General features: G+C 60.0%; 12 protein-coding genes. 11 read left to right on the top strand and 1 reads right to left on the bottom strand.

Annotated elements, in window-relative coordinates; genetic code table 11:
* Window positions 1-8: 8 nt before the first annotated feature.
* The 10 genes from QSK43_RS16530 to QSK43_RS16485 all read left to right on the top strand — a co-directional run bounded on the left by QSK43_RS16530 (window position 9) and on the right by QSK43_RS16485 (window position 9,965).
* Window positions 9-854, top strand: a complete 846-nt coding sequence (locus QSK43_RS16530; protein WP_332304351.1) for an alpha/beta fold hydrolase — start codon at window positions 9-11, stop codon at window positions 852-854.
* Window positions 851-1,789, top strand: a complete 939-nt coding sequence (locus QSK43_RS16525) for a flavin reductase family protein (protein ID WP_332304350.1) — start codon at window positions 851-853, stop codon at window positions 1,787-1,789. The genes QSK43_RS16530 and QSK43_RS16525 overlap by 4 nt, the downstream gene beginning before the upstream one ends.
* On the top strand, window positions 1,786-2,826 hold the full coding sequence (locus QSK43_RS16520; RefSeq protein ID WP_332304349.1) for an LLM class flavin-dependent oxidoreductase: 1,041 nt from the start codon (window positions 1,786-1,788) through the stop codon (window positions 2,824-2,826). Before QSK43_RS16525 ends, QSK43_RS16520 begins: the two co-directional genes overlap by 4 nt.
* Before the next feature lie 4 nt (window positions 2,827-2,830).
* Complete coding sequence (locus QSK43_RS16515) at window positions 2,831-4,297, top strand: aldehyde dehydrogenase (RefSeq protein WP_332304348.1); 1,467 nt, start codon at window positions 2,831-2,833, stop codon at window positions 4,295-4,297.
* 4 nt (window positions 4,298-4,301) lie between these two features.
* Window positions 4,302-4,616 carry an NIPSNAP family protein gene (locus tag QSK43_RS16510; RefSeq protein ID WP_045020265.1) on the top strand — a complete coding sequence of 105 codons (315 nt, stop codon included), beginning with the start codon at window positions 4,302-4,304 and terminating at the stop codon, window positions 4,614-4,616.
* Between the two features lie 55 nt (window positions 4,617-4,671).
* Window positions 4,672-5,682: an ABC transporter substrate-binding protein gene (locus QSK43_RS16505; protein WP_442967845.1), complete on the top strand. Its 1,011-nt coding sequence runs from the start codon at window positions 4,672-4,674 to the stop codon at window positions 5,680-5,682.
* A 109-nt stretch (window positions 5,683-5,791) separates the two neighbouring features.
* Window positions 5,792-6,619, top strand: coding sequence for an ABC transporter permease (locus tag QSK43_RS16500; protein WP_442967849.1), 828 nt, complete (start codon window positions 5,792-5,794; stop codon window positions 6,617-6,619).
* Between the two features lies 1 nt (window position 6,620).
* A complete protein-coding gene (locus QSK43_RS16495) occupies window positions 6,621-7,421 on the top strand; it encodes an ABC transporter permease (RefSeq protein WP_332304346.1) in 801 nt (266 codons plus the stop codon).
* Window positions 7,418-8,500, top strand: coding sequence for an ABC transporter ATP-binding protein (locus QSK43_RS16490; protein ID WP_332304345.1), 1,083 nt, complete (start codon window positions 7,418-7,420; stop codon window positions 8,498-8,500). The genes QSK43_RS16495 and QSK43_RS16490 overlap by 4 nt, the downstream gene beginning before the upstream one ends.
* A gap of 10 nt (window positions 8,501-8,510) precedes the next feature.
* On the top strand, window positions 8,511-9,965 hold the full coding sequence (locus QSK43_RS16485; protein ID WP_332304344.1) for an NAD-dependent succinate-semialdehyde dehydrogenase: 1,455 nt from the start codon (window positions 8,511-8,513) through the stop codon (window positions 9,963-9,965).
* Between the two features lie 378 nt (window positions 9,966-10,343).
* Here QSK43_RS16485 and QSK43_RS16480 read toward each other — a convergent pair whose 3' ends face one another.
* A complete protein-coding gene (locus QSK43_RS16480) occupies window positions 10,344-11,240 on the bottom strand; it encodes a LysR family transcriptional regulator (protein WP_332304343.1) in 897 nt (298 codons plus the stop codon).
* A gap of 132 nt (window positions 11,241-11,372) precedes the next feature.
* Here QSK43_RS16480 and QSK43_RS16475 point away from each other — a divergent pair, with 132 nt between their 5' ends.
* The gene (locus tag QSK43_RS16475) at window positions 11,373-12,359 is read left to right on the top strand and encodes an MBL fold metallo-hydrolase (protein ID WP_332304342.1); all 987 of its coding nucleotides are present in this window, start codon (window positions 11,373-11,375) and stop codon (window positions 12,357-12,359) included.
* Window positions 12,360-12,379: the final 20 nt, after the last annotated feature.

Raw genomic sequence — 12,379 nt, 5'->3', positions numbered from 1 at the left:
TGATAGAAATGCAGGAGGCCGCCACCACGTCACGGGTCCATGCTGCAAAGGCAGGTGCTGCCGCGCTCCCTCGCAAGGTGACCGAGGGCCGGACGGCCTATTTCGAGGCAGGCGCGGGTGAAGACCTGATCCTCATCCACGGCGTGGGAATGCGGCTGGAAGCCTGGAAGCCGCAGATCGAAATCTTTTCCACGACGCACCGTGTCATCGCGGTAGATATGCCGGGGCATGGCGGCAGCGCACGTCTGCCGGCGGGCAGCACGCTCAAGGATTTTGTCGGCTGGTTCGGCCGGTTTCTTGACGATATGCGGATCGCGCGTGCCAATGTGGCCGGGCATTCCATGGGTGCGCTGATTTCCGGCGGTGCTGCTGCAACCTTTGGAGATCGAATTGCGCGCGTCGGTTATCTGAACGGCGTTTATCGCCGTGATCCGGCCGCGAAGGCTGCGGTTCTTGCACGCGCGGCTGCCATCCGGACCGCCGGCGTGGACAAGGAAGGCCCTTTGCTACGCTGGTTCGGCGACGATCCAAAGAGCCAGCAGGCGCGGGAGTTGACGCGGGGCTGGCTGGAAATGGTCGATCCCGAAGGTTACGCGGTTGCCTATACCGCATTTGCGGGCGGGGACGAAACCTATGCGGATCGGTGGCCCTCGGTCACCTGTCCAGCTCTTTTCCTGACTGGTTCGGACGACCCCAACTCGACGCCTTTGATGGCCGAGCAGATGGCGGCGATCACACCGCGCGGTTACGCCCGCATCGTTGAGGCGCACCGGCATATGGTCAATCTGACCGCACCTGAAACCGTCAATGCAATGATGGCCGAATGGCTGGCTTTAGAGGAGGAGCCGCAATGACTGTTGCAACCCTTGATCCGCGCGCCTTGCGCGATGCATTCGGCGCTTTCGTGACGGGAGTAACGATCGTGACCACACGGGACGATGCGGGAAAGCCTATCGGTTTTACCGCCAACTCCTTCACCTCTGTTTCGCTCGATCCGCCGTTGCTGCTGATCTGCCTTGCCCGCACCTCGCGTAATTTCGCGACGATGACCGGTACCAAAAACTTTGCTGTCAATATTCTGTCGGAAAGCCAGAAAGACCTTTCCAACACCTTCGCCCGGCCGGTCGAAGACCGTTTCGCCGTCGCCAGCTGGTCGGATGCACCGCAGGGTTCGCCGGTCTTTGCTGATGTCGCGGCCTGGTTTGAATGCACGATGCAGGAGGTTATCGAAGCGGGCGATCATGTCATTCTGCTTGGCCGTATCGAGGCTTTCGACAATAGCGGCCTGAACGGTCTCGGTTATGCACGTGGCGGTTATTTCACGCCGATACTGGCTGGAAAGGCGGTGTCGGCAGCGGCAGAGGGCGATATCGTCGTGGGCGCCGTTCTGGAACGGCGCGGTGAGATTTACCTCGTTGGCGACGACGTGCTGTCGCTTCCCGGCTGTGTCATGGCAAGCGGCGATCCGGTCGCGGCGCTGACATCACGTCTTGAAGAACTGACCGGTCTCTCCGTCAAAACGGGCTTTCTCTATTCGGTTTATGAGAACAAGACGGATGGGCGCCAGCACGTCGTCTATCACGCGCTTGCCGATGGCGATGAAGCGCCGCGCGAGGGCCGTTTTCTGTTGCCCGGCGCGCTGGCTTCGGCAAAATTCGACTCCGGCGCGACGGCGGATATCGTCAATCGTTTCGCGCTGGAAAGCTCGATCGGCAATTTCGGCGTCTATGTCGGCAACGAGACCGCCGGCAAGGTCCATCCAATCTCCATGAAGGGGCCAAACCCATGAAATTTTCCCTCTTCGTTCACATGGAGCGGCTGGACGCTTCGCAGGACCACAAGACGCTCTACGAGGAGTTCGTGACGCTCTGCGAAATCGCTGATCGCGGTGGCATGCATGCCATCTGGACCGGCGAACATCACGGCATGGATTTCACCATAGCGCCCAACCCTTTCGTGACGATCGCCGATCTCGCGCGCCGAACGAAGACGGCACGTCTGGGTACGGGAACGGTGATCGCGCCGTTCTGGCACCCGATCAAGCTTGCCGGTGAAGCGGCGATGACGGATCTGATCTGTGATGGCCGCCTCGATATCGGCATCGCGCGCGGCGCCTATTCGTTCGAATATGAGCGGCTGCTTCCCGGCCTTGATGCCTGGGGCGCCGGCCAGCGGATGCGTGAGCTTATTCCGGCTGTCAAAGGGGTTTGGGCGGGCGACTACGCCCATGACGGCGAATTTTTCAAGTTTCCGGCCACCACCTCGGCTCCTAAACCGCTGCAGCAGCCTTTCCCGCCCATCTGGGTGGCGGCGCGCGATCCGAATTCGCACGAATTCGCTGTCGCCAATGATTGCAACGTTCAGGTGACGCCGTTGTGGCAAGGCGATGACGAGGTGGAAACCCTGATGGGCCGCTTCAATGATGCCTGCGCGAAAAATCCGGATAAACAGCGGCCGAAAATCATGCTGCTGCGCCACACCTATGTCGGCTCCGATGAAGCCGATATTGCCCACGCAGCTCATGAGATGAGCGTCTATTACAACTACTTCTTCGCATGGTTCAAAAACGAAAAGCCTGTTCATCAGGGGCTGATCGAGCGCATTCCGCCGGAGGATATTGCAGCAAACGCCACGCTTTCCGGTGATGTCATGCGCAAGAATAACGTTGTCGGCGATGCCGATGGAGTCATTACCCGGCTTAAGGCCTACGAGGCCATGGGCTATGACGAATATTCCTTCTGGATCGATACCGGCATGAGCTTCGAGCGAAAGAAGGCCTCGCTGGAACGCTTCCTTTCCGATGTCATGCCGGCTTTCAAGGAGTAAGATGATGCGCCGTTTCCAATGTTATATCGACGGGCGCTTCGAGGATGGCGAGGCGAGATTTTCGAGCCTCGACCCGGCAACCGGTGAACCTTGGGCAGAAATGCCGGAAAGCCGCGAAGCGGATATCGGTCGCGCCGTCGAGGCCGCACACCGGGCGCTTTATGACGATGCCGCCTGGTCGAAGCTGACGGCGACGCAACGCGGCAAGCTGCTCTATCGGCTTGCCGATCTGGTTGCCGAAAATGCAAAAACGCTTGCCGAACTTGAAACCCGCGATACCGGCAAGATCATCCGCGAGACCTCGGCCCAGATTGCCTATGTCGCGGACTATTACCGTTATTATGCGGGCTTGGCTGACAAGATCGAGGGCGCTTACCTGCCGATCGACAAGCCGGACATGGATGTCTGGCTGCGACGCGAACCCGTGGGTGTGGTGGCGGCAATCGTCCCGTGGAACAGCCAGCTTTTTCTGGCAGCAGTTAAAATCGGCCCGGCGCTTGCTGCCGGCTGCACCATCGTCATCAAGGCCTCGGAAGACGGACCGGCACCGCTGCTGGAGTTCGCCCGGCTGGTGCAGGAGGCATGTTTTCCTGCCGGCGTCGTCAATATCGTCACCGGGTTTGGCGCGTCCTGTGGCACGGCACTCACCACACACCCGAAGGTGGCCCATATCGCCTTTACCGGCGGGCCGGAGACGGCGCGTCACATCGTCCGCAACTCGGCTGAAAACCTTGCCTCCACGTCGCTCGAACTCGGTGGCAAATCACCGATCCTCGTCTTTGCCGACGCCGATCTCGAAAGCGCCGCCAATGCGCAGGTTGCGGGAATTTTCGCCGCGACCGGTCAAAGCTGTGTTGCCGGATCACGGCTGATTGTCGAGAGAAGCGTGAAGGATCGTTTCCTCGGGATTTTGAAGGCGAAAGCCGAGGCGATCCGCATCGGCTCGCCGCTGGATATGGCGACAGAAGTGGGGCCGCTCGCGACCGAGCGGCAGCGCAAGCACATCGTCTCTCTGGTCTCTGCCTCAGAAGAAGCCGGTGCGAAGGTGGTGACGGGTGGCGTGGCGGTGGATGGCGCTGGTTACTTCTACCAGCCGACCATTCTCGATTGTGACGGCATTCGCTCGCCCTCCATGGAAAAGGAATTGTTCGGACCGGTTCTTTCGGTCGTTTCTTTCGAAACCGAGGCGGAAGCGATCACACTGGCCAACGACACGGTCTATGGCCTCGCCTCGGGCGTCTTCACGCAGAACCTGACACGCGCCCATCGGCTGATGAAGGCGATCCGCGCCGGCGTGGTTTGGGTAAACACCTATCGCGCCGTCTCACCCATTGCGCCCTTCGGAGGCTTTGGCCTGTCGGGCGATGGCCGCGAAGGCGGGCTTGCGGCAGCGCTCGATTATACGCGCACCAAGACCATATGGCTGCGCACCTCCGACGACCCGATCCCCGATCCTTTCGTGATGCGGTGAACCGATGTTTTACGAAATCCGCACCTATCGACTGAAGAACGGAGCTATTCCCGCCTACCTTGGGGTGGTCGAGGAGGAAGGCATCGAAATCCAGAAAAGCCATCTTGGCGAGCTGGTGGGTTACTTCTTTTCTGAGATCGGCCCGATCAACGAGATTGTCCATATCTGGGCCTTTTCCAGTCTGGATGACCGCGAGGAGCGGCGCGCCAAGCTGATGGCCGATCCGCGCTGGTTATCCTTCCTGCCGAAAATCCGCGACCTCATCGAAGTCGCCGAAAACAAGATCATGAAGCCGGCGCGTTTTTCACCACTGAAGTGAAAGTACCGGCCGCGAAGTGCATGCCAACAACAAACTCTAAAACGGAGTAGGGAACATGAGATCGAAACTGGTATTGATGACATGCGCTGCAATTTTTGCCCTAGGCGCATCCGCGCAGGCGAATGATCTGGTTTTTTCCAGCTGGGGAGGAACCACGCAGGACGCGCAGAAGGCGGCCTGGGCCGAAAAATTCATGGTGGCGACCGGCATCAACGTGCTTCAGGACGGCCCGACGGACTATGGCAAGTTGAAAGCCATGGTCGAAGCGAACGGCGTGACATGGGATGTGGTCGACGTCGAGGGTGACTACGCCGCGCAGGCCGGACCGAAGGGCCTGCTGGAGAAGCTTGATTTCGCCGTCATAGACAAAACGAAGCTCGACCCCCGTTTCGTCACGGACTACTCCGTCGGCAGCTTTTATTATTCCTTCGTCATCGGCTGCAATGTCGATTCCGTGGCCGCTTGCCCGAAGAGCTGGGCCGACCTTTTCGACACGGCAAAATTTCCCGGCAAGCGCACCTTTTACAAATGGTCCGCACCGGGTGTGATCGAAGCAGCCCTGCTGGCCGATGGTGTTGCCGCCGACAAGCTGTACCCGCTCGATCTAGATCGCGCCTTCAAGAAGCTGGACACGATCAAATCCGATATCATCTGGTGGTCTGGCGGCGCGCAATCGCAACAGTTGATCGCCTCTGCGGAAGCGCCCTTCGGCAGCGTCTGGAATGGCCGCATGACGGCGCTTGAAAAAAGCGGCGTGAAGGTGGAGACCTCTTGGGAGCAGAACATCACGGCAGCGGATTCCCTCGTCGTTCCCAAGGGGACGAAGAACAGGGACGCGGCAATGAAGTTCATCGCTCTTGCGACCTCCGCTCAGGCGCAGGCGGATATGGCGTCTGCCACCGGTTATGCCCCGGTCAACGTCGAATCCGCAAAGCTGATGGATCCGGAAACGGCAAAGACCCTCCCTGACCAGCAGACGGCAAGCCAGGTCAATGCAGACATGAGCTACTGGGCGCAACATCGTGACGAGATCGGTGAGCGCTGGTACGCCTGGCAGGCCAGGTAAGGCAACCGCGCGGGCAGCCAAAAGCGCCCGCGCAAATTTTCACCTCCGGGGAGGTTTGGGCATGGTCTCGCTTACCGATGAAACAGAAAGCCCGAAGACGAAGGTGCGGATGCCCTTCCGGCCCGGCAATTTTGCCGCCACCCTGCCGGCATTCGTTCTGCTTGCCCTGTTCTTTGTCGTGCCGGTTATCATCCTGCTGTCGCGCAGCGTTACCGAGCCGGTGCCGGGCTTCGGAAATTACGCCGCATTGCTGGGCAGCTCCACCTACCTGAAGATTTTCTTCAATACCTTCGCGGTGTCGGCGCTGGTCACGCTCGTAACGCTGGTCATCGGTTTTCCTGTCGCGTGGGCGCTTGCCATCATGCCGTCGCGGCTTGCCTCCATCGTCTTCGCAATTTTGCTCCTGTCCATGTGGACCAACCTTCTGGCACGCACCTATGCCTGGATGGTGCTGTTGCAGCGGACAGGTGTCGTCAACAAGACGCTGATGGGCCTTGGCATCATCGACAAGCCGCTTGCACTGGTCAACAACCTGACCGGCGTCACGATCGGCATGACCTATATCATGCTGCCATTCATCATCATTCCACTCTATGGCGTCATCCGCAAGATCGATCCGGCCATTCTCCAGGCGGCGGCGCTGTGCGGGGCAACCCGCTTTCAGGCGCTGACCCGTGTTCTCATTCCGCTTGCCGCTCCGGGTATGATCTCCGGCGCGCTGATGGTGTTCGTCATGTCGCTTGGCTATTTCGTCACCCCGGCGCTGCTCGGCGGCACGGCGAACATGATGCTGGCCGAGCTTATCGCGCAATTTGTGCAGTCGCTCGTCAACTGGGGTATGGGCGGGGCAGCGGCACTGGTGCTTCTGGTGGTGACGCTGACGCTTTACGCGGTCCAGCTGAAATTCTTCGGCGCGGCCGGGGCAGGGGGGCGCTGACATGCTTTTGAACTACAACAGCCTTGGCGCATGGAAGTGGCTGCTCCTTTTCATCACCGTGCTGACGGCGGCATTCCTAATCCTGCCGATTGTCTTCATCGCCGCTTTGTCCTTCGGCTCGTCGCAATGGCTGATCTTTCCGCCACCCAGCTGGACGCTGAAATGGTATGCGGATTTCTTCGCTGATCCGAGGTGGCTGGATGCCGCCTGGACAAGCCTGCGCATCGCCGTGATGGTGACAGTTCTGTCGGTGCTGATCGGCCTCGTGGCGTCATTCGGTCTGGTGCGTGGGCGTTTCATCGGGCGCGAGGGCCTGCGGGCGTTGTTCATGACGCCGATGATCCTGCCCGTCGTGGTGCTGGCGGTGGCGCTTTATGCTTTTTTCCTGAAGCTCGGCCTTGCGGGCACCACCACCGGCTTCGTCATCGCCCATCTTGTCGTGGCACTGCCGTTCTCCATTCTGGCGTTGACCAGCGCGCTTGAGGGTTTCGACAAATCCATTGAAGACGCCGCAGTGCTATGCGGCGCGAGCCCGCTGCAGGCGAAAATCCGCATCACGTTGCCGGCCATCAGCCACGGCCTGTTCTCAGCCGCGATTTTTTCTTTCCTCACCTCCTGGGATGAGGTGGTGCTGGCGATCTTCATGGCAAGCCCGACGTTGCAGACGCTGCCGGTGAAAATCTGGGCGACGTTGCGGCAGGATCTGACGCCGGTGATCGCCGCCGCATCGACGCTTCTCATCGCGGTGACCATCATTCTCATGCTGCTTGTCGCGGCTGTGCGAAAAGGACTGAAAACATGACCAGACCGCTCCTGCAAATTCGCGGTATCCGCAAACAATACGGACCGGTGGTCGCCGTTCAGGACGTCAATATCGAGGTGCAGCCGGGCGAGTTCATGACGTTTCTCGGGCCATCCGGGTCTGGCAAGAGCACGACGCTCTACATTCTGGCCGGTTTCGAACAGCCGACGGCGGGCGACATCCTTCTGAACGGCGAAAGCCTGCTCTCCACGCCGTCGCACCAGCGCAATATCGGCATGGTTTTTCAGCGTTACACCCTGTTTCCGCATCTGTCTGTTGGCGAGAATATCGCCTTTCCGCTGAAAGTGCGCCGCAAGAGCAAGGCGGAAATCGATGCGAAGGTGAAGGAGATGCTGAGGCTCGTTCGTCTCGAAGGTTTCGAAGACAGAAAGCCCGCGCAGATGTCGGGCGGTCAGCAGCAGCGCGTGGCGCTTGCGAGGGCGCTCGCCTATGATCCGCCGGTTCTTCTGATGGACGAACCGCTCTCGGCGCTCGACAAGAAGCTCAGGGAAGAAATCCAGTTCGAAATCCGTCGCATCCACCAGCAGACGGAAGTGACGATCCTTTACGTCACCCACGATCAGGAAGAGGCCTTGCGTCTTTCCGACCGGATCGCGGTGTTTTCGAAAGGCGTGATTGACCAGATCGGTACGGGACCGGAGCTTTACGCTCACCCCACTACCCGCTTTGTGGCCGAATTCATTGGTGACAGCGACTTCATCGCGTGCGATCTCCTCGCTGCCTCGGGTGGCAAGGCGACGGTTTCGCTCGGGCAGAATATCGTCTTCGACCATATTCCAGTTCATGGTGAAGCTGCGCCGGGAAAAAAGGCGGCGCTGATGCTGCGTCCGGAACGTTTGCAGCTCAGCCGCAACGGACCCGGCTCTTCCGCCGGTTTTCAGGCCACTGTCAGCGACATCACCTTCCTCGGCAACAACGTCCATGTCGTGGCCCATACAGGTTCGGGAGAGCCCTTTGCCGTGCGCCTGCCATTTGGTCATGAGGCGATTTCGGGCCTCAGCCGTGGCGATCTTGTGCATCTCGCCTTCGATCCCGCGTCGGCGCAGGTTTTCTGTTGAGGGGTGGAATATGAATCTGAATGATCCCACGCTCTTTGGCCAGAAAGTGCCAGCGGCCGGCCGTTGGGTCGATTGCGATGGCCGCGAAACGACGACGATCCGCAATCCGGCTACGGGGGAGATCGTCGGACGGGTTCCCGAACTTGGTGCCGCGGAAGCACAGGAAGCTATTGCCGCAGCCGTGATTGCGCAGAAGGCCTGGGCAAACCGCGTCGCCGTTGAGCGCGCGGACATCCTCAAACACTGGTTCCGGCTCGTCATGGAAAACCGTGACGATCTCGGCATGATCCTGACGCTTGAGCAGGGAAAACCGCTTGCCGAGGCCAAAGGCGAGGTCACTTATGGAGCAAGCTTCATCGAATGGTTTGCCGAAGAGGCGCGCCGCATCAATGGCGAGACGTTACCGGGCCACCAGGCCGACAAACGCATACTCGTTCTTCGCCAGCCGGTCGGTGTCGTCGCGGCCATCACGCCTTGGAACTTCCCCAATGCCATGATTACCCGCAAGGTCGCCCCGGCACTGGCCGCCGGCTGCGCGGTGGTGTTGAAACCCGCACCGCAAACGCCGTTTTCGGCGATCGCGCTTGCCATCCTCGCCGAGCGCGCCGGCCTGCCGCTTGAGCTTTTCAGCATCCTCACTGGCCCCGCCGTGGAAATCGGCGGCGTGCTGACGGCAAGTCCTGATATTCGTCTTCTGACTTTCACCGGCTCGACGCGCACGGGAGAACATCTTTACCGGCAATGCGCGCCGACCATCAAGAAACTGGGGCTGGAACTCGGCGGCAACGCGCCGTTTATCGTCTTTGACGATGCCGATCTCGATGCGGCCGTGGAAGGCGCGCTCCTCGCCAAGTTCCGCAATAATGGCCAGACCTGCGTCTGCGCCAACCGTCTTTATGTGCAGAGCGGCGTCTATGATACCTTTTCTGAAAAATTCGCGCTTGCCGTCTCAAAATTGAAGGTTGGCAACGGGCTTGAGGAGGAAAGTGTTCTCGGGCCCCTCATCGACGGAAACGCCGTTGCGAAAATAGAGGCTCACATTGCCGATGCGCTTTCTAAAGGCGCCGAAATCGCTGCGGGTGGCAAGAGACATACACTCGGTGGGAATTTCTTCGAACCGACGATCCTGCGCAACGTCGATGCCACCATGCAGGTGGCGCGTGAGGAGACCTTTGGGCCGCTCGCCCCGCTTTTCCGCTTTGAGGATGAGGCGGATGTGATCGCGCAGGCCAACAATACCGATTTTGGTCTGGCATCCTATTTTTATGCGGGTAATCTCTCTCGTGTATTCCGGGTTGCCGAAGCGCTTGAGTACGGCATGGTTGGCGTCAATACGGGGGCGATTTCCACTGCTGAAGCGCCGTTCGGCGGCGTCAAGATGTCGGGTCTTGGCCGGGAGGGGTCACGTCACGGTATCGAGGAATATACCGAACTCAAATATGTCTGCATTGGCGGGGTCGGTTGAGAGCGGGTCTGGAGATGCCTGTTGCCCGTGGGATGTTGCCCGTTACGCCAGCACACAGCACATGGAGATGAACCTTGAGAACGCCTGCAGCGATCTAGCAGGTTTCGTGTGGCTGCCCATGGCAAGGTGTCCTTCATCTGCGCTCGGCAGTTCCGGCGGCAACGTGCTGTCATACCGATCATAGAGGCAAATCTTCGGCCCGCCTGCAAGCGGACATCGGCCTGGCCGCCGCGTTTCATCGCCTGTGCGCCAAAGCGGAAGTCAACTCGCCGGTGACAGATGTCCGTTCCAGTCGGCAAGGGCGAACGGTCGTCGATGCAGGACGATCGGCTACCACTGAGCCTCACCGCCATTAAGATGCGTCTGACAGGAGGAACGCTAGGTCGCCATTCGAGCGCGCAGGCGGGGGCTGATCCAGTCAAGGAAGCGCCGGACCTTCAGTGGCAGCGGATCTGCTGGTCCGTAAAGAACATTTACTGGCAGCGGTTCCGGTGCGAACTCCGCCAACAATTCCTGCAGAGCGCCAGAATGCAGATGTTCGTTGATCTGGTAAGAAAGCACGCGAATAATGCCGATACCAGCTAGTGCGGCCTGTATGGCAGCCTCTGTGGTGTTGACCGCGAGTTTGAGGCGCGGCTCGACAGCGAAGGCCACGCCGTCTCGTCGATATCGCGATTCCGGGGCGGTCGCGAACCCTTGGAAGCTTATGCCATCATGCGGGGCGAGATCTTCCGGCTGACGTGGCACTCCTCGGCGGGCGAGATAGTCGGGGCTTGCGCAGATTACGCGGCGGACGGCACCAACCTTTGTCGCGATAATCGCGCTGTCCGGGAGGTGCCCGATCCGTAGGGCAACATCGACGTGCTCATCCGCCAGATTTAGCTGTCGATCAGTCAGGGTCAGCCGCAGATTGATATCGGGTTGCTCCTTGAGGAATTCGAGCGTAACTGGCAGGAGATGGCGCTCGCCGAAGGCAATCGGCGCGGTGACGTGCAGCCCGCCACGCAGCGCTCCATAGTCGCCGCTGGCCTGCCGTTCGGCTGCGTCCAGCTCATCGAGAATTCGACGTGACGCGGCAACGAAGGCGCGCCCTTCCTCGGTCAAGGCCAGGCCGCGACGGGTGCGCACGACCAGGCGAACGCCAAGATGCTTTTCCAGATCCGCCACTTTGCGGCTGACCGTGGCTAGCGGCGCACTCAACCGCCGTGCCCCGGCAGACAGGCTGCCAGCGTCGACTACCGCTAGTAGCACCGTCATCGCGTCAAAACGATCCATCGAAGCCTTCCATAAAACGAGAGGAATGTTTCCATAATACCAAGATACCCTGTTGTTTGTGGATGTCATAGCCTTCGCGTCGTCAAGGGGCTTGCTAAAGCCTCATCGTGCTACTGATCAGAGGAAGATGTCATGCCTCAAATTTCACGTCGCGCCTTTGCCGGCGCCCTGCCTCTCGGCCTCATCGGGGGAAGCCTCCTTGGTGGAGGCCTGCTCGGCGACTCTCTCGCCCGTGCGGCGACGCAGAACGCTGACAGGACGCCTGTTGTAGTGAACCCGTTGGCACAGATCCGCATTGGCCGGTTCACCGTTACGGCGCTGACGGATGGGTATGCAGACATGCCGTATGACTACTTTCCGGGACGCTCGGCACCCGAGGTTGAGATGGCTGCAAGCGCACAGTTGACCGCGCGGCCGAGCGGGGTTCGGTTCCTCTTTAACCAGTACCTCGTCGACGATGGCGAGCGCCGCATCCTGATCGATGCCGGCGCGGCAGGTTCGATCGGGCAGACCGGGCACTTACCACAGGCACTCGCCCTGCTCGGTCTGCAGCCCGACAAGATCGACGCGGTCATTGTAACGCATATGCACCAGGACCACATGGGCGGACTTGTGCTGGGAGGCAAGAACAACTATCCCGATGCCGATCTCTATATAGATCGTCGCGACGTCACTCACTGGACCGATCCAGCCAAGCGTAACGGCGCCCCTGAATATCTGCAGACCAGCTTCAGAATGGCCGAGGAAGTCGTGCGGTTATACCCGAGGCTCCAGGCGATCGATGGAGAGCGCGAGATCATGCGGGGCGTTTCAATCGTCGACCTGACCGGCCATACGCCCGGCCATATCGGGGTGCGGATCGAGGATGGCGGGAAGAGCCTGATCATGGTTTCGGATATGCTTTTTCCCGTCGTGCATCCTGCCGCGACCAATGTGTTCTTTCTGTTTGAGCAGGACCGTGCCGCTGCGAAAGCCATGCGCGATCGCTTCTTTCCGCGTGCCGCTTCGGAGGGCGCGCTCATCGCTGCCACGCATATGCCTTTCCCCGGCCTCGGCCGTATCGTTGCCGATCGTGGGGAGATGCGTTGGCAGGTCGCGGATTGGGCCATGCAGGACTGATGTCCACGCACCGCGATCTG

Origin of the sequence: Rhizobium sp. GR12, assembly GCF_036596185.1 — a bacterium.
Taxonomy (GTDB): domain Bacteria; phylum Pseudomonadota; class Alphaproteobacteria; order Rhizobiales; family Rhizobiaceae; genus Agrobacterium; species Agrobacterium nepotum.
The sequence above is the reverse complement of the archived record's forward strand: the minus strand, read 5'-3'. Positions and strand labels throughout refer to the sequence as shown.